The sequence below is a fragment of the Natrinema caseinilyticum genome, from assembly GCF_024227435.1.
In the GTDB taxonomy this organism is placed as follows: domain Archaea; phylum Halobacteriota; class Halobacteria; order Halobacteriales; family Natrialbaceae; genus Natrinema; species Natrinema caseinilyticum.
Genome location: NZ_CP100445.1, coordinates 2,293,750 through 2,311,485, shown reverse-complemented (window position 1 = coordinate 2,311,485; position 17,736 = coordinate 2,293,750). Strand labels below are relative to the sequence as shown.

Here is a 17,736-nt window from a genome sequence, read left to right as displayed (position 1 = left end):
CGCCCGACTACACGCAGCAAATGGGGGTATTATGCCGTCTGACGGTGGAAGTGCCGACGCAATGCCAACGTATATCACGCTGTTGAACTGGACGCAAAAGGGGATCGAGAACGTCGAAGATAGCCTCGATCGAGACGAAGCCGGGGCCGAAATAGTCGAGTCGCAAGGGGGAGCGGTCAAAGACGTATACTATACGATGGGACCGTACGACAACGTCGTGATCTCCGAGTTCCCCGACGATGAAAGTTACGCGAAGGCCATACTGAAGGTCGAGAGTGAGGGGTATATCACCGGTCAAACGCTCAAAGCCCTCCCCGAAGATATCATCAGTGAGTTCCCAGAGTAGCGTCCATCCCGCATTGCTACGACGTGGGCCAACCAACGACGATGGGACAGACGGCCGTCACACGACGAAATGTGGTCGAGGCAGTCGATGCGGCGGGTGTGGTTCGCGGCACGGCGTATCCGTGGACGATGACTTTCACCGGGGCTTTCGGGCTGGCCGTCCACCGGGGACTTCGAGCGAAGCGACCAGGGGTACGTCGTCGACGGATCGGGGACGTACGACGAACTCTTCGTCCTGCCGGAGAAATCGCCGGTCACGAACTCGTCGTTGGAGACGAGCGCTCCGACCTCGCCGAGCTATCGGACGGCACCGTTCGCATATTCCTGACCGATCACACCGACAGCGACGCGCTCTCGAGCCGCGAGATCGGGGAGTCCGCGGTGACGGACGATCCGAACGGCAGGTTCTCACGAAATGGGTGAACGACTATCCAATCGCGAAACCGGCCCAGAAAAGTCTCCCCGCGTATCGCGGTTGGTTCTCCTCTCTTTTTCACGTAATCGCAACGGAAGCGGTGAGGTCGTCCGGTTCGAGCGCACAGTCCGTGGATCGAGTCCGACCGCTTTCGGTACCGATCGCGTTCGTCACTCGCGCGTCAGCGTCCGCCGTCCGAACGGGGGGAGATATCGGCGCGGAATCGACGTGGCGATGAAGTAAGCGACGAACACGCTGACGATCTTGTCGATCGGTTCGTAAACGAACTCGGCGACCAGTACGGCGGTGAGAAGTTCGGTCCAGGTGACGAGGAAGAATTCTATCACTACGTCCGCCGGACCGCCGGTCAGGTCACCGAAGACGAGTACGATGATCGGGGTGCTGATGACGACCGCAGTCGCCGCAACGAGGAGGCCGGTCGCGACGAGCCAGACGTGGTCTCCGAATTTCCGGACGCGGAACCAGCCACGGGTTGCCAGGTATCCCACGACCAACGCGATACCAACCTGGACGAGCCCGAACGGAACGAAGAACGGGGCCCGTAGGAGGCCGAGGACGACGTTCGTCGACGCGCCGGCGACGGCGGCCACCCACGGCCCGGACACGATCGCGAGCGCGATCGTGCCGATCACGTTGAAAAACAGCGGGATGCCGAGGATGTCGACCACGAAGCTACCGGCGACGTTGATCGTAACGGCGATCGGGATAAAGACCCAGGCCTCGCGCGTAAAGTCAGACGCGATCCGCTCGAGCCAATTCGCTTCCGCGCGGTCGTGGGCTACGCCTTCGTCCATAGAATGCTCCGTCGGGTGTCGCCAGGTAGTCGGGAGAGGCGCGTCCGCCGGTCGTGATCGATGTCAGTATCCGCCTATGCCAACGACTGGTATAAGCGACGGGGGTACGACGAGAAACGGTCCAGATCGGACAGATACCGGGGACGAAACGGCGGCGCAGCCGATCCTCGCCGTCACCGAGCGAGGCGACGTCGCCTCGGAGGCGCCAAAGGCGTTCTCCCGGGAGAACGCAGGACCTGATCGACGCGACGACCTGGCGGCTGGGACTCGAGTTGTTCGTTTTACGTTCGCCGACCGGCGACGATTCGTGGGAGATTCGGTCATCGCGAGCGCAGCGCCCCGTCGAACGACAACGCGTCGGTCACCAGCGCGTGGACGAGAACGAGGACGACGACGGCCACGACGATGAGCGCGCCGTCGACGACCGACGGGAGTAAGCCGAGCGAGACGATGAGCGTCGTCGCGCAGGCGGGCGGGTGGACCGTCTCGGTCGCGAGCATCCCGCCCGACGTGAGCGTGGCGGCGAGGATTCCGCTGGCGACGAGCCGAAGCTGTGGAATCGCGAGCACGGGTGCACTCGCGGTCACCTCGAGTCCCGGCGCGATCGTGTGGTAGGCGACGAGGCCGGCGAGGGCCCCGATCACGTGACCGCCGACGACTCGCCGCGGCTCGGTGACCTCGCCGCTCCGTACCGTCGCTAACAGGAACGCGGAGGGTCCAAGGCTCGGAAAGAGGAGCGCCCGTCCGGTCACCCAGGCCAGCAGTCCGGGGACGGCGAGCAATACACCGACGTACAGCGTCGAAAACGGCGCCTCCTCTCTCATATTCGTCGCCTTGTCAGCACGACCTCATATACCGTTTGTTACCGGGCCCGGCGTCCCAGCACGAGGTGGCGGCGTTCGTCTCTTCATGGCTCGCTGTCGCTCAACATCCGGCGCTGTATCACGGTTTCGGTATTTCTAGCTGACTCACTTTTCGAAGTCACGTACTAGCCTAACGGCCGTACGGCTCGGCCTTCGCACCCAGAACCTTTACTCTACGATGAATTAATACACAAAACTTTATTATGGATGCCTTGTGTGTATTGTATCATGACAGACTCAGACATGAGCAAACAGAGGGAAGGCAAGAACGAAACACTCGGTCGGCGTCACGTTCTCGGCGCGGTGGGGGTCACAGGGGGATTGGCGCTCGCTGGCTGCCTGGGCGGTGGGGGATCGAAGGCCGATTCGCTCGAGGACGTGATCGATTCGGATCTCGAGGAGAGCGAGTACGAACCGCTCGAAATCGGGCACTGGTGGACCGCAGGGGGCGAAAAGAAAGCGTTCGACGCCCTGAAATCCGGATTCGAAGAGAAACACCCGGACATCACGGTGGAACCGCAGGAATCCCCCGGCGGCGGCGGAAGCGCGCTTGCGACCGACGTCCGAAGCCAGGTCGTCGACAAAAGTCCGCCCAGTACCTTCCAGATCTGGCCGGGTCAGGCGCTGACCACGTACACGAACGACGATCTGTTGTTCGACATCGGCGAACACGTCTGGAAGAGCGACATGCAAGACGCCTACCTCGCGGGCCCCAAAGAACAGGCCCAGATCGACGGGGCCTACTACGCGGTCCCGCTCAACATTCACCGACTCAACAACGTGTTCTACAACGTGTCGGTGGTCGAGGATGCGGGCGTCGATCCGGGGTCCCTCGAAAGCCCGAGCGATCTCGTCGACGCGCTTGCGACCGTCGACGAAGCAGGGTATACCGGGTTCGCCCAGTCGAGCAACGCGACGTTCATGATGGTACAACTGTGGGGGATGACGCTACTCGGCGAGGGCGGTACCGACACCTACAACGCAGTTCTGGACGGGAACGTCTCCGACAACGAAGAGACCGTCAAGGCCTCGCTCGAGCGCATGATCGAGTTCTCGGAGTACTTCCCCGAAGACGCGAGTTCCGTCGCGTGGGACGAGGCCAACGGCGACGTCATCGCCGGCGACGCGGCGTTCCACCACAACGGCGATTGGGCGGCCGGTCAGTATCTCAGCGAGGAAGACTTCGCCTTCGAAGACGACTGGGACTACATCCCGTTCCCGGGCACGTCGGGGATGTACGCGCTGAACATGGACTCGTTCGTCTTCCCGAAATACAACCCATCGCCGAACGCGACGCTCGCGTTCCTCGAGTACGTCGGGACGGCGGACGCACAGCGGCGGTTCAACGAGCACAAGGGCTCGATCCCGCCGCGAACCGACGTCAACACCGAGGAGTATACCGACTTCCACAAGCGCCAGATCGAGAAATTCCAGTCGTCCGACGCGCAACCGCCATCGGTCGCCCACGGACTGGCGTTAGCGCCCGGAAAGAAGTCCGAGGTCGAGAGCGTCATGACCTCGATGGCCGAAAACTGGAACGCCGACAAGGCCTACGACGGCATCGTCGACGCTCTCGAGTAAGATGGTTCACCGAAACGGGGCTTCAAATACATGATCGCGCGACTCGTTCGCTCTCTCCGGAAAGCGAAACCGTCGAGTACGGATTCGTCACGGTCGCTGCGAACCGACGGCGGTGTCGACGCGACCGATTCCGGCCGTCCAACGCCGGACGAGGCCGACTTCGGCTCGTCGGAATCGGCGCTCGCCTCCCTCCGTCGGAACGATTTCGTGCAGTCGCTTCCCTTCTGGCTTCCCGGATTCCTCCTCGTTGCCGCGTTCGTCTACGGTGCGATCGGGTGGAATTTCCTGATCTCGCTGACCGACTGGTCGGGGCTGGGTTCGCCGACCTATTCGAACATTTCGTTCGATACGTACCTCCAGCTCTTCCAGGACGGTGCGTTCCGAAACGCGACGTGGAACACGTTCGTGTTGATGGTGTCGTTTACCGTTATCGCGCTCGCAGTCGGACTCTTCCTGGCGATTCTGATGGACCGGGAGATCCGCTTCGGGAACGGGTTTCGGACGATCTACCTGTTGCCGATGAGTCTCTCGTTCGTCGTCACTGCCATCTTCTGGAAGTGGATGTACAACGCCCAGGACGGCGTCATCAACGTGGGATTTCAGGCGGTCGGGCTCGGTGGGATCGCTCCCAACTGGCTCGGTGATCCACAATTCAAGCTCTGGGCCGTCATCATCGCCCTCATCTGGCAGTTCAGCGGGTATTGTATGATCGTCTACCTGGCGGCGCTGAGAGCGATTCCCGACGATCACTACGAGGCGGCCCGCGTCGACGGGGCGACGACCGTCCGGATGTACTGGCGCGTGATCATCCCGCAACTCCGCGCGGCGACGATGGGTGCGACGGTCGTGCTCATGGTCTTCGCGTTGAAAGCGTTCGACTTCATCTACGTCATCTACGGGGGCAGTCAGCCGGGTCCTTCGGCCGACATCCTCGGAGTGATGATGTATCGCGAGGCCTTCTCCGGGAATCCGGAGTGGGCGTACGGATCCGCCGTGGCGATGGTACTGTTCGTGCTGGCCCTCTCCGTGATCGCCCCCTACGCGATCGCGCAGTATCGACGAGGTGCCCTATGAGCAACGCGCAAGCGTCCACACCACAGGAGACGACCGAATCGAGGTTCGAACACATAGAGTACCGGCGGATCGGTCTCTACGTGCTGTTGACCGTCATCGCCGTCCTCTTTCTCGTTCCCCTGCACAGCGGGTTGATGACGTCGCTCAAGGGCGGGAACGCGTTCGCAACGAGCCTCCCCTTCGTCCCGCCGTCGGCCGACGCTGCGACACTCGAGCCCTGGTCGACCGCGTTTTCGCGGCTCGGCCACGCGATGGTGAACAGCGCTCTGGTCGCCGTTCCGGCGACGATGATCTCTGCTTTGTTTGGGAGCATGACGGCATACGGCCTCACGAAACTCGAGTGGCGCGGCCAGCTTACCGTCGTCACGCTCATTCTCGCAGCCATCTTCATCCCGTATCAGGCGGTCCTCGTCCCGCTGCGACTGGGGTGGTCGTTAGTCGGACTCGAACAGGTGGTCGCACTGGTTCCGGTCGTCGGCGAGACGCTGGTGGAGCGAACCGGCATGATCGAACTGACCATCACGCACGCGGCCTACGGGATACCGATCTGTACGATCCTCTTTCGATCGTACTACCAGAAGTTAAACGACGAGATACTGGAGGCAGCGCGACTGGACGGCGCACCGGAGCGGCGGGTCTACCGGCGGATCGTCCTGCCGCTTTCCGTCCCTATGTTCGCGGTGACGCTGATCTATCAGTTCACGCAGATCTGGAACGACTTCCTGATCGCGCTCGTCCTCCTGAACTCGCCGGAGAACTTCGTGGTGACGATGGAACTGAACGCGCTCGCCGGGTCGATGCAGAGCATGTACAACGTTCAGATGGCCGGCGCGTTCATCGCCGCGTTGCCGACGTTGCTCGTCTACATCGCGTTCGGAGAACAGTTCGCAAAAGGTGCCACGGTGTGAGTTACGAGGATTACGACATATGACAGGAGTGACGATCGACGGCGTAACGAAGACGTTCCAGGACAGCAACGGCGAAATCGTCGCCGTCGACGACGTAACGATCGACATCGAGGACGGGGAGTTCCTCGTTCTCGTCGGCCCGTCCGGCTGCGGGAAATCGACCACCTTGCGGATGGTCGCCGGCCTCGAGACGGTGACGGACGGTTCCATCAAACTCGACGGGCAGGCGATCGAACACCGACAGCCCAAGGACCGGAACGTCGCGATGGTGTTCCAGTCCTACGCGCTCTATCCGCACATGACCGTGCGGGAAAACATGCGCTTCGGGCTCGAGGAGTCGACGGATCTCTCCGACGACGAGATGGACAGGCGGGTCGAAGAGAGCGCGGAGATGATGGGAATCGACGACCTGCTCGGCCGGAAACCGAGCGACCTCTCCGGCGGGCAGCAACAGCGCGTCGCGCTCGGGCGGGCGATCGTTCGCGACCCCGAGGTCTTCCTGATGGACGAACCGCTGTCGAATCTGGACGCCAAACTGCGCTCACAGATGCGGACCGAACTCCAGCGAATCCAGCAGGACCTCGGCGTGACGACCGTCTACGTCACCCACGATCAGACCGAAGCGATGACCATGTCGGATCGCGTCGCCGTTCTCAACGAGGGACGGCTGATGCAGGTCGGCACACCGCTCGAGTGTTATCACCGCCCGGCGAATCGCTTCGTCGCCGATTTCATCGGCGAACCCTCGATGAACTTTCTCGACGTGGAGCGACCGACCGAGGACGTTCTCGTGACGCCGGAGGAGGGCGTCACGTATCCCCTCTCGTCGGACGTCGCGGCGAATCTCGGGGACGCGACCGATCTCGTCCTCGGGATCCGTCCCGAAGACATCGCCGTCGGTGACGGACAGGCGACCGATGCACACTCCGTGTCGGCGACGGTCGACGTCGTCGAACCGATGGGCGACGACAACATCGTCTACCTGCAACTGGCCGAGACAGACGTCTCGCTCGTCGCGACCGTCGACGGGATGCGCCGACTCGAGAGCGGCGAGTCGGTGACGGTCGGCGTCCCGGAAGACGCGATTCACGTCTTCGACCAGCAAAGCGGCGACGCACTCCACAATCGCCGCCTCGAGACGGTCGAGGTCGATCGTCCGGTCCAGTAAGGCGGCCCCATCGAATTCGATCGGTCGCGTCGACCGAGCCGAAAACGTAACGCTCCTTCACTCGAGAGTCACAGCCGTGACACTCCTCGGCGTCTCGGCGACGGGGCCGGACCTGCTTCGGCTCATCGCCGTTCCCGTCTTCGCGTGGGTCGCGATTCGAGACATCAAGACGAGGCGAGTCTCGAGTATCGTCTGGGTCCCCCTCTCCCTGTTGGGAACGTTACTGCTAATTTGGGATGGCTGGCTGGCTTGGAACGCTGATCAATACGCGTGGACCTATGGATTCCTCCTACCTACTACAATTAGTCTCGGGCTAGTCGTCCCTATCGCCTACCTCTTTGGGAGAATTGGCAGCTTCGGCTGGGCCGACACCTCGGCTTTGTTAGTGATCGCCGTTTTCTTCCCAACATTTCCCGAGTACACAATGGGAACATGGACATTCCCACTCAATACGCCTCTAATTGGGGCGTTCTCGTTTACTATTCTGACCAACGCCGTGCTTATCGGCGTTGCTATTCCTGTTATCCTCCTGATTTACAATGGCGCTATCGGCCGGATCACACCCGTCATGTTTCTGGGATGGCCAATCTCCTGGAAGAAGATTCCAGAAACAAATGGTATGTTATTAGAGTCACCTGCCGGATTCACTGTGAGTGTTGGATTTTCTGGAGGTGGGCTTGATCTCGATGCTTTGCGAATGTACCTTCGCTGGCGAGGGATCTCACTTGCAGACCTCCGGGACGAACCAGATCGATACCGCGACCCCGCTACGCTGCCCGCGGATCCAAATCCACCGACAGATGGAGCAGTGACTGCTGAAGTGCAGGCCCACAGGGAAGATGAGAAATCTGAGTCCACTACCAGGAAGGCCATACCCAAAGTAGGCAGATCGGCCACCCAGTTCGACGACCCATGGGGCGCCAAAGCATTTCTTGATGACATAGAGAGATCTGCCTACGGCACGACGCCGGAGAAACTGCGTGACGGTCTAGATGTCCTTGTGACTAAAGAAAAAGTCTGGTTCACTCCGGGAACACCGTTTCTTGTGCCGGTGTTTGTGGGTATATTGGTTGCACTCGTCTACGGTGATTTCCTACTCGCTAATTTATTCTAATTCAGAGTATTTCCAATACAGCGGCACCAGCACCGTCCAGAAGAGCACGAAAGCGACGCCGACCCCGATTAGCGCCAGCCACGGCTCGCCACGGCCGGTCGGGAGACCGCTCGAGAGGAGGACGAACGTGCCCGCGAACAGCAGGCAACAGACGAGAACGCTGCCGAGTTCGACGACCGTGGCGATCGGGTGACGTCGAAGCTGAGCCACGATACCGGCGATGGTCATCGGTGTACGCGAGAGTCGCGCGGGGGCGGTAAAAACGTCACGGCGGCCGAGTACGTGTGACCTTCGAACGCGGGCGCCGCTCGCGGAGACGTCGAACGCGCTCGCAGAAGCGGTTTTCAAAGGCGGCCGTCGAACGGTGCGTTAGAAACGGCGCGGCTCAGTTACGCTCGAGACTCGATCTCGCCTGCGATCTCGTCGAGTTCGTCGTCCTCGAGGTCCGGAGTGTCGCCCGCAACGGCGTGGATCGGGCCGCCGCCATCCCCTTCGAAGCGGGGCACGATGTGGCAGTGGACGTGAGGGACCTCCTGGCCGGCGGCCTCACCGTTGTTGAACGCGACGGTGGACGCGTCGGCATCGACCGACGCTTCGACGGCGGGGACCAGTCGGTGGACCGTCGCATAGAGATCGGTCGCGACGGCGTCGGGGACGTCGTTCAGCCGCTCGTGCTCGTCTTTCGGGATCACCAGCGTGTGGCCCGGAGCCAGCGGATTGGCGTCGAGGAAGGCCATCGTCGTCTCGTCTTCGTACACGACTCGAGCGGGGATCTCCCCCTCGACGATCTGGCTGAAGATCGTGCTCATACGCGGGTATGTGTCGGCTCGCCGTAAGTAGCTTACTCGCCTCATCTCGGTCGACCATAGGGACTCGCCGTCGACGGCGCCGTTCGTTCCGTATCGTCTGTGGCTTCCACCACTAAAACTGGCGGTGGATAGTCATACGTACTGTTTCGAGGAAAAACTGCAAATGTTTCACGACCACTGCGTCGATACCGACGTCGTTTCCGCGGCACGCGACCACGGACTCGACGTCATCGCCTGGAAGGCGGTGCGAACGGTGAAACCGTGAGCGAGTAGGGGGTGTGGTTCACACGATGCTCGGCGTGAGCGGGTACGAGTACACCTCGCCGTTGTTGGCTTTCACGGTCGCCAAGACGACCAGAACGACGTCCACCAGTGCGACTACCGGGAGCAAGAGGAGGCCGATGAGGACCACCGTGAGCGCGAAGGAGATGATGACCGCGATGAAGACTATGATCTGAAAGTTCAACGCGTTTTTCGCGTTCTCTTTGACCAGCGTGTCGGTGTCGTCCGCGAGCACGAGGATGAGTAGCGGCCCGAGAAACGCCGCGATGAGTGCTGATACATGTGCCAGTGCCGCCATCGTCGTATCGCCGTCCGCATGGGTCGACATGCAGTACACATTCTATTCACTATACATAAGAACTAGTATGTGTAGTGGGATCTACAATTTGGCGGGCTGCCTGACGAATCAGTCCCTGCAATCCGATCGTCCGGTCGTCCGCGATCGGGGAAAGGTCGACGAGATACTATTCAAGAGAGCCTACCGAGTGTTTCCCCGATCGCCTCGAGGTACTCGTCCGGTTCGAATCCGAGCCGGGCGATCCAGACGTCCTGATACGACGGGTGCAGGATCGGGACGAGGTGGACCCCGAGTCGCTCGCACCACACCGGCTCGAGGATGGAGTCGAGAAACCCCTCGAGTTCCCGTCCCTCGGCCGCGAGGACGGTCGACGTGGCGTGTTTGCCGGTCGCGAGGACGACCGACGGGTCGACGTCCTCGAGTTCGGTTCGCAGGTGCGGTCGGCAGTTCGCACGCTCTTCGGGCGTCGGTTCGCGGTTCGTCGTCGGGTCGTCCGGGTCGGCCGGGAAACACTTCACCGCGTTCGTGTAGTAGGCGTCGCCGTAGCCGATTCGCTCGAGCATGCGCCGAATTCGACGACCGGAGTGTCGCGAGGTGTAGGCCTTGCCGGTCCAGTTACCACCGCGCCAGCGGTCGGCCTCGGGGGTGCCGTAGCCGGGCGCTTCGCCGACGACCACGATTTCCGCATCGGGAGGACCGGTTCCCCACGAAATACGCTCCCGAGAGTCGGCCAGTGCCGAACACCGCGAGCAGGCCGCCTCGAGAACGTTGCGCCTCGTTGGAACGGCGGGTTCGTCGGTAGGAGTCGATTTGGGATCGGAGTCGGAATCGGATGCGGGCACAGTCACCAGTCCGTCCGCGACGGCCGAGTGCGAATCGGTTCGCCACGGCCGCAATCGTGTGGTTGCGTCGCACGAGAGGGGACAGGTTTACCTTCCGTGCGTGGGTACAAGACTGCTAATGACATCCATCGGTCCGGAACTACTCGCGGAATCGCTGTCGCTGGTCGTCTATACGATCGTCGCCGGGATACTGACGGTCGGCGGCGTCCTCGTCGAACAAGCGAGCGTCCAGCATCTGGGGGCCGGCGAGGCCATGATCGCGCTGTGGCTCGCCGCGCTCGGCGGCGTCATGCTCTATGCAGGCGCGTACGGACTCGGCTACCAGAAGGTTCTCTCGGAATACGTCTAGCTCGAGACGGTTCGGAGTCGGGCGAGAGCGGAGACGAGACGGGCGACCTGCGATATCGATTCCTCTTTACTCCCGGAGGCGATTAGGTCCGGTATGAGCAGGTTCGGCGAGGTCGACGACCAGTACGACCCAGACCGACTCGAGCAGCGGATCTTCGAGTACTGGGCCGACGTCGACGCCTACGAGCAGACGGTCGAGCACCGATCGGACGGCGAATCCTACTTCTTCGTCGACGGCCCGCCGTACACGTCGGGATCGGCGCACATGGGGACGACCTGGAACAAGTCGCTGAAGGACGTCTACATCCGCTACCTCCGGATGCAGGGGTACGACGTGACGGACCGTCCGGGCTACGACATGCACGGACTCCCCATCGAGACCCGCGTCGAGGAGCGACTGGGATTCGAGAACAAGAAGGACATCGAGGAGTACGGCGAGGAGAACTTCATCGAGGCCTGCAAGGAGTACGCCGAGGAGCAACTCGAGGGACTCCAGTCTGATTTCCGGGATTTCGGCGTCTGGATGGACTGGGAGAACCCCTATCGGACGGTCAGCCCAGAGTACATGGAGGCGGCCTGGTGGGGGTTCTCGAAGGCCGCAGACCGCGGATTAGTCGAGAAGGGCCACCGCTCTATTTCGCAGTGTCCGCGCTGTGAAACGGCCATCGCGAACAACGAAGTCGAGTACGAGGACGTCGAGGACCCCTCGATCTACGTAAAATTCGACCTGAACGACCGCGAGGGATCGATCGTCGTCTGGACGACGACCCCGTGGACGATCCCGGCGAACACCTTCGTCGCCGTCGACGAGGAGGGCGAGTACGTCGGCGTTCGTGCCGAGAAGGACGGTGACGACGAACTCCTGTACGTCGCGGAACCGAAAGTCGAGGACGTCCTGGGGGAGGGCCGCTACGAGGACTACGAGATCGTCGAGGAACGCACCGGCGAGGAGTTGCTCGGCTGGTCGTACGAGCACCCGCTATCCGAGGAGGTTCCGAAGCACCCGGACCACGACGGCGCACTCGAGATCTACGCCGCCGACTACGTCGACGTTCACGGCGACGGGACCGGCCTCGTCCACTCCGCACCCGGTCACGGTGAGGAGGACTTCGAGCGCGGCCGCGAACTCGGGTTCCCGATCTTCTGTCCGGTCGGCGGGGACGGCGTCTACACCGACGAGGCGGGTGCCTACGCGGGGCAGTTCGTCAAGGACGCCGACGACGAGATCACGGCCGATCTGGACGACAACGGTGCGCTGCTCGCGTCCGGCACCGTCGAGCACAGTTACGGCCACTGCTGGCGCTGTGACACGGGCATCCTCCAGATCGTCACGGACCAGTGGTTCATCACGATCACCGACATCAAAGACGACCTCCTCGCGAACATCGAGGACAGCGAGTGGCACCCCGAGTGGGCCCGCGACAGTCGGTTCCGCGATTTCGTCGAAGAGGCGCCCGACTGGAACGTCTCCCGACAGCGCTACTGGGGGATTCCGCTTCCGGTCTGGACCCCCGAGGATCGGGACGACGACGGGGCGGCTACCGCCGCCAGTCCAGAGCGCGCCAGCGGGCGCGCGGACGAAGACACGATCGTCGTCGGAACCCGTGAGGAACTCGCCGAGCGCGTCGATCAGGACGTCGACCCCGAGACGGTCGACCTCCACAAGGACACGGTCGACGAGTTGACCATCACCGAGGACGGGACCACCTATACGCGCGTTCCCGACGTCTTCGACGTCTGGCTCGATTCCTCCGTCGCGTCGTGGGGGACCCTCGACTACCCCTCCAACGACAGCCGGTTCGACGAACTCTGGCCGGCGGACTTCATCCTCGAGGCTCACGACCAGACCCGCGGCTGGTTCTGGTCACAGCTGGGGATGGGAACCGCCGCGATCGGGGAGATTCCCTACCAAGAGGTGCTGATGCACGGCCACGCGCTGATGCCGGACGGCCGCGCGATGAGCAAGTCCAAGGACATCCTGGTCGACCCGCACGAGGCGATCGACCGCCACGGCCGGGACGTCATGCGCATGTTCCTGCTGTCGAACAACCCGCAGGGCGACGACATGCGCTTTTCCTGGGACGGCATGCAGACGATGGAGAACCACCTCCGGACGCTGTGGAACGTCTTCCGGTTCCCGCTGCCGTACATGCGCCTGGACGGGTTCGATCCGCAGGAAACGGGCCTTTCGGACGTCGACGACGACCTCGAGCTGATCGACGAGTGGGTGCTGGCCCGGCTCCAGTCCACCAAAGCCGAGATGACCGAGCACTTCGAGGACTTCCGCCAGGACCGCGCCGTCGACGCGCTCGTCGAGTTCATCGTCGAGGACGTCTCTCGGTTCTACGTCCAGGCCGTCCGCGAGCGCATGTGGGAGGAAGAAGACAGCGCCTCGAAGAGGGCGGCCTACGCGACGATCTACCGCGTGCTTCGTGAGACCGTCTCTCTCCTCGCACCGTATGCGCCCTTTATCAGCGAGACGATCTACGGGACCCTGACCGGCGACGCCGAGTACGATACCGTCCACATGTCAGACTGGCCCGCCGTCGAGGAGTACTGGGTCGACGAACAGCTCGAGGAGGACGTCGCGCTCCTCCGCGCGATCGAGGAAGCGGGCGCGAACGCCCGCCAGCAGGCCGGCCGAAAGCTTCGCTGGCCGGTGGCGCGAGTGGTCGTCGCCGCGGACGACGACCGGGTCGTCGAGGCCGTCGAGCGCCACACCGAACTCCTCGAGGATCGGCTCAACGCGCGCGCGATCGAACTTGTCGGGCCCGACGACCGATGGAGCGAACTCGAGTACAGCGCCGAGGCCGACATGAGCGAACTCGGGCCGGCCTTCGGCAACCGCGCCGGGCAGGTCATGAACGCGCTCAACGAGGCCCGCGTCGACGAGCCGACACTCGAATCGATCGCGGCCGCCGTCGACGACGTGCTCGAGGACGACGAGACCATCACCGACGAGATGGTCTCGTTCGTCACGCAGACGCCCGATTCCGTCGCTGGCACCGCGTTCGGTATCGACGGCGACGACCGTGGCGTGGCCTACGTCGACGCCTCGCTGACCGACGACATCGAGAGCGAGGGCTACGCCCGCGAAGTCATCCGCCGCGTTCAGGAGATGCGCAAGGACCTCGAACTCGACGTGGAAGAGCGGATCGCGCTCGACCTCGAGATCGACGACGATCGGGTGGCCGACCTGGTCGCCGAGCGCGAGTCCCTGATCAGCGAGGAAGTTCGCGCGGACGAACGCCGCGCGGTCGAAGACGGACACCGCAAGGAGTGGGACGTCGATGGTGTGACGATGGAAATCGCCATCGAGCCGTTGGCGGCGGCGGAAGCGTCGGATTGAGCGGCCGTCGCTCAAGTTTCGTATTCGAATGCCGTCGGTGGCGGTAACGCTGGCCCCACGACCTCCGTCGTATCAGTCGTAGTTCGGCTCACAGTCGCGATTTCGATCTCAGTCCCGGTCCCGGTTTCTGTCCCGATCGCGGTCGCGATTTCCGCGTCCTCGAGCGTCGCGGGCGAGTTCGCGGAAAATCTCCTTGTCGACGGTTTTACCGCCGGTGCCGGGAACGGGCTCGCCGCTCTTTCTGTACTCTCTGGCCACGTGGATGTGATCCGGCGACGGTGGCTCGTCGCGCCCGACGATGGCCTCGCGGACGGTCGCGACCACCGGTCGGAACGGGATTTCGGCCGTCGCGTCCGCGCTGTAGGCGAGCGCCTCCGCGTGCGTGAGGCCGGTCGGAGTGGCCAGGTCGATCACCGCGGGCGCGTTTCCATTCTCGGCCCCACCGAATTTCCAGGCCGTCGGATCGCCCGCCGTGACGCTGCGGACGCCGCCGGTTCCGTACCCGTCGTAGCCGAGCATCAGGGGGGCGAAGTCCATCTCCGTCAGATCGCCGTCGATCGCGTCCGTCGGGAATCGCAGGACGATCGCGTTCTCGTCGGGTAGCATGTCGACGTGGAGCCGCCCCACGTCGGTTCCGGCCGCGTCCTCGAGCGCCGTCCACTCCATCGTGCCGGCGAGCCAGTAGTGGTAGTCGTCCTCGAAGGAGGCGTTGACGCCGGGGCGGGCGCCGCTGGTTCCGTCGTCCGCGTCGGGATTCCGAACGTACACTTGCGGGAACTGGACGGAGAATCCGTGCTCGAGCCCCCAGACGTTCTCGAGGTGGCCGACCTCGATGGCGAACTCGTAGCTGCTGCCGGTTTCGCGGACCTCGAATCGCTCAATGTCGAAGGCGCCGTCGGCGAACGCGTCGGCCGTCGGATACTCGTACCAGCCGGGGCCGTGGTCGTCGCCGGTCTCGTCCGACCACTGTGCGATCACCGTGGAGACGGGGTCGAAGTCCGGGGTCTCGAGGATCGCGACGGTGTCGACTTCGACGGTCATTTTCCCGTCACCTGAGCCGACGTCGATCTGGTCGTCGCTAACCAGGTCGTGGGTGTCGACGGCGGCGCGGACGTCGATTTCGACCGGGCCCGGTTCGTAGTTGATTGCGACGAGGACCCGTTCCGGTCCGTCGACGGATGCGAGATCGCTCGCGTCGCGACCGAACACCAGGACGTGATCGTCTCCCGGGTCGTACCAGTCGTCCCGCACTGCGGCCCCGGTGTGCAGGACCTCGTACTGGTGGTAGACGTCGATCAGGTCCCGGTAGAACTCGAGGTGGCGCTGGTCGAATTCGTCACCCCAGTTCATGAACGCCCGCTGCGTACTGCCTGGTGAGACGTCGCCGTCGCGCGGATCGTCTGCGCCGCGGTGGCGGCCCTGGCCGTACTTGCTGATCTCGCGCTCCTGACCGTAGTAGATCGCCGGAACGCCGGGTAGGGTGATGCCGGCGGCCCAGCACGCCCGTTGGAGCTTCGAGGCGTAAGCCTCGTCGTCGTACGCGTCCAGCGCCGCATCGAGGACCCGTTCCTCGTCGTGGTTCTCGATGCCGTTGTAGAACAGCGTGTGATCGGGAAACCCCTCGTTCTTCCGGGTCTCGATCGCCTCGCGGAAGCCGCTCGCGTCGCCCTTGTTCTGCCCGATGTGCAAGGCGGTATCGGTGAACGCCGCCTTGTCGTAGTGCATGTCGAACTCGTTCTCGGCGAAGGAGGGCTCTTTCGGAATCGTCTCGTCGAACAGCAACACGTCGCCGTCGTTCGAACGGGCGACCTCCCGGACTTCCTTCCAGAAGCTGTGCGGGACGCCCCACGCGATGTCGCACCGGAGTCCGTCGACGCCGATCTCGCCCGTCCAGAAGTCCGCCATCGCGAGCAGGTGCTCCCGGACGGCGAGGTTGTCGTAGTTCCAGTTCGGCATCACCGGCAGGCCGAAGAACCCGGTCGCCCGCGGCGACGGCTCGAGGACCGCCCCGGCGTCAAATTCCGGGTGGTCGTCCCCGGCGACGCGGGGTTCCTCGACGCGGTCGAACCAGTCGAAGGAGGACGAGCCCTCGTTCCACTGGGTGACCCGCGGAAAGTACCACCAGAGGTCTTCGACGGTGCCCTCTTTCGCGGCGATCGTATTTTGGAAGAACTCGTGGAATCGCCCGGCGTGGTTGAGGACCGTGTCGAAGACGACCTTGATGCCCCGCTCGTGGCAGGCATCGACGAAGTCCTGATAGGCCTGGAGCGGGTCTTTCCCGTCGGGAGCGAGGTCCGGCGCGACGTCGAAGTAGTCGGTGGCGTCGTAGCCGTGTGGCCCGCCGCCGACGATGAATTCCTCGTCGTGCATCGTCGAACTGACCGAGGGGATGACCGGCGTGAGCCAGACCGCGTCGATACCGAGGTCCGCGAGGTAGTCGACCCCCGCCGCGCCGAGGCTGTCGTCGCCGTCGATGAGCACGTCGAAGTCGGTTGCGTATCGCTCGCCGGCCCACGACCGCGTGAAGATCTGGTAGACGACCGCGTCGTGGATCCACTCCGGCGGCCGGTTCGGAAGGTGAACCGAGTCGTCGCCCGGATCGACCTCGATCGTATCCAGCATGCTGTGAGCGTCCCCGTCCCACGCCGCGGCGTGGATTCGCGCCGTGTCGCCGCCGAGCGCGTCCCGATCGACGAACGCCCGGGATCCGTCGACCTCGATGTCGTCGGTCGACAGCGCGTCCCGATCGTCCGCGAGGAACTCCACCGAGAGGTCGCCCGACGCCGCGCTCGAGTCGGGCGCGAGTTTCGGGTTCGACTCGACGACGAATCGGTCTTTCTCGGCTTCGTACCTGCCCTCGAGTTCGATCCGGGGCGGCGGGCCGTCCCCTTCCGGGAAGGCGTGGATCGTTACGCGATGGATATCGCCGGTTTCGTCCTCGAGCTCGAGCGCGTACCGTCCGGGAACGTCGGCTTCGAACTCGGCGACGTTTTCGCGGCCCTCGTCGTAGCGGGCTTCGCCGATTTCCTCGCTCGGCGAGGCGAAGGTCACCTCGGCGTGCTCCCCTCCGGTCGATCGGCGATCGACCACCGGGAGTCGGCCGGATCGTAGTTTTCGGGAGATTGCGTCGGTGTCGCTCCGGGTGCGAGGTTGTCCCGACTGCCGTAGACCCCCTGGTCGTGGCCGCTTACCTCGCCGACGAAGACGGGATTCGTGAGTCGTTCGCCGACCTCGACGAACCGCGGGTGCCCGGGATGCCGGGACCGTTCGACGTTCGGCGTGTATCCCGACGTGGAACTCGTCTTCGACGCACCGTCTGCCCCGACCGAGGGAACCCCCACGGAGAGCGATCCGAGTCCCGTGATTCCGGACAGGACGCGCCGTCGCGGCAGCGTCCGTGGGTACTCGGTCATAGTAGTCTCTCCCCCGTCTTACTCACACCTACGTCGTTTGGCCGCCCGTCCCCACTGTCAGCCGCTTGTTTCCGTGACACCGCGTGGCACATATAAAGTGTGATTACAAATT

Annotated in this window: 17 protein-coding genes; 9 read left to right on the top strand and 8 right to left on the bottom strand. The window is 63.4% G+C overall.

Features of this window, described 5'->3' with window-relative positions:
• The first annotated feature begins 61 nt into the window (after positions 1–61).
• Together NJT13_RS11345 and NJT13_RS11340 are read left to right on the top strand one after the other, a co-directional pair.
• Positions 62–346, top strand: coding sequence for a GYD domain-containing protein (locus tag NJT13_RS11345; RefSeq protein ID WP_254521703.1), 285 nt, complete (start codon positions 62–64; stop codon positions 344–346).
• Between the two features lie 71 nt (positions 347–417).
• On the top strand, positions 418–768 hold the full coding sequence (locus NJT13_RS11340) for a hypothetical protein (protein ID WP_254521702.1): 351 nt from the start codon (positions 418–420) through the stop codon (positions 766–768).
• 162 nt (positions 769–930) lie between these two features.
• Here the strand turns inward: NJT13_RS11340 and NJT13_RS11335 are convergent, their stop codons facing one another.
• Together NJT13_RS11335 and NJT13_RS11330 are read right to left on the bottom strand one after the other, a co-directional pair.
• On the bottom strand, positions 931–1,575 hold the full coding sequence (locus tag NJT13_RS11335) for a hypothetical protein (RefSeq protein WP_254521701.1): 645 nt from the start codon (positions 1,573–1,575) through the stop codon (positions 931–933).
• A gap of 320 nt (positions 1,576–1,895) precedes the next feature.
• Positions 1,896–2,399 carry an HPP family protein gene (locus tag NJT13_RS11330; RefSeq protein ID WP_254521700.1) on the bottom strand — a complete coding sequence of 168 codons (504 nt, stop codon included), beginning with the start codon at positions 2,397–2,399 and terminating at the stop codon, positions 1,896–1,898.
• Positions 2,400–2,666: 267 nt separating this feature from the next.
• Here NJT13_RS11330 and NJT13_RS11325 point away from each other — a divergent pair, with 267 nt between their 5' ends.
• The 5 genes from NJT13_RS11325 to NJT13_RS11305 all read left to right on the top strand — a co-directional run bounded on the left by NJT13_RS11325 (position 2,667) and on the right by NJT13_RS11305 (position 8,283).
• Positions 2,667–4,019, top strand: coding sequence for an ABC transporter substrate-binding protein (locus NJT13_RS11325; RefSeq protein WP_254521699.1), 1,353 nt, complete (start codon positions 2,667–2,669; stop codon positions 4,017–4,019).
• A 30-nt stretch (positions 4,020–4,049) separates the two neighbouring features.
• Positions 4,050–5,093, top strand: a complete 1,044-nt coding sequence (locus NJT13_RS11320; RefSeq protein ID WP_254521698.1) for a carbohydrate ABC transporter permease — start codon at positions 4,050–4,052, stop codon at positions 5,091–5,093.
• Positions 5,090–6,001 (top strand): carbohydrate ABC transporter permease, encoded by a 912-nt coding sequence (locus tag NJT13_RS11315; protein WP_254521697.1) that lies wholly within the window; start codon positions 5,090–5,092, stop codon positions 5,999–6,001. The genes NJT13_RS11320 and NJT13_RS11315 overlap by 4 nt, the downstream gene beginning before the upstream one ends.
• A 19-nt stretch (positions 6,002–6,020) precedes the next feature.
• A complete protein-coding gene (locus tag NJT13_RS11310) occupies positions 6,021–7,169 on the top strand; it encodes an ABC transporter ATP-binding protein (protein WP_254521696.1) in 1,149 nt (382 codons plus the stop codon).
• A gap of 76 nt (positions 7,170–7,245) precedes the next feature.
• A complete protein-coding gene (locus NJT13_RS11305) occupies positions 7,246–8,283 on the top strand; it encodes an A24 family peptidase C-terminal domain-containing protein (protein WP_254521695.1) in 1,038 nt (345 codons plus the stop codon).
• On the opposite strand, the gene NJT13_RS11300 is transcribed toward NJT13_RS11305, so the two are convergent.
• From NJT13_RS11300 to NJT13_RS11285, 4 genes are all read right to left on the bottom strand, one after another.
• Positions 8,275–8,511 (bottom strand): hypothetical protein, encoded by a 237-nt coding sequence (locus tag NJT13_RS11300; RefSeq protein ID WP_254521694.1) that lies wholly within the window; start codon positions 8,509–8,511, stop codon positions 8,275–8,277. The two genes, NJT13_RS11305 and NJT13_RS11300, sit on opposite strands and share 9 nt — an antisense overlap.
• 161 nt (positions 8,512–8,672) lie before the next feature.
• Positions 8,673–9,092: an HIT family protein gene (locus NJT13_RS11295; RefSeq protein ID WP_254521693.1), complete on the bottom strand. Its 420-nt coding sequence runs from the start codon at positions 9,090–9,092 to the stop codon at positions 8,673–8,675.
• Between the two features lie 283 nt (positions 9,093–9,375).
• Positions 9,376–9,702 carry a DUF4870 domain-containing protein gene (locus NJT13_RS11290; RefSeq protein WP_254521692.1) on the bottom strand — a complete coding sequence of 109 codons (327 nt, stop codon included), beginning with the start codon at positions 9,700–9,702 and terminating at the stop codon, positions 9,376–9,378.
• A 140-nt stretch (positions 9,703–9,842) separates the two neighbouring features.
• Positions 9,843–10,514, bottom strand: coding sequence for a uracil-DNA glycosylase (locus tag NJT13_RS11285; protein WP_254525449.1), 672 nt, complete (start codon positions 10,512–10,514; stop codon positions 9,843–9,845).
• Positions 10,515–10,632: 118 nt separating this feature from the next.
• Between NJT13_RS11285 and NJT13_RS11280 the strand changes: the two genes are divergently transcribed.
• Entirely contained in the window at positions 10,633–10,863 is a 231-nt protein-coding gene (locus tag NJT13_RS11280; protein WP_254521691.1) for a DUF8151 family protein, read from the top strand.
• A 93-nt stretch (positions 10,864–10,956) separates the two neighbouring features.
• Positions 10,957–14,211, top strand: coding sequence for an isoleucine--tRNA ligase (ileS, locus tag NJT13_RS11275; RefSeq protein WP_254521690.1), 3,255 nt, complete (start codon positions 10,957–10,959; stop codon positions 14,209–14,211).
• 108 nt (positions 14,212–14,319) lie between these two features.
• Here ileS and NJT13_RS11270 read toward each other — a convergent pair whose 3' ends face one another.
• Both NJT13_RS11270 and NJT13_RS11265 read right to left on the bottom strand, forming a co-directional pair.
• On the bottom strand, positions 14,320–17,262 hold the full coding sequence (locus tag NJT13_RS11270; RefSeq protein WP_254521689.1) for a glucodextranase DOMON-like domain-containing protein: 2,943 nt from the start codon (positions 17,260–17,262) through the stop codon (positions 14,320–14,322).
• Complete coding sequence (locus NJT13_RS11265; protein ID WP_254521688.1) at positions 17,259–17,624, bottom strand: hypothetical protein; 366 nt, start codon at positions 17,622–17,624, stop codon at positions 17,259–17,261. The genes NJT13_RS11270 and NJT13_RS11265 overlap by 4 nt, the downstream gene beginning before the upstream one ends.
• Positions 17,625–17,736: the final 112 nt, after the last annotated feature.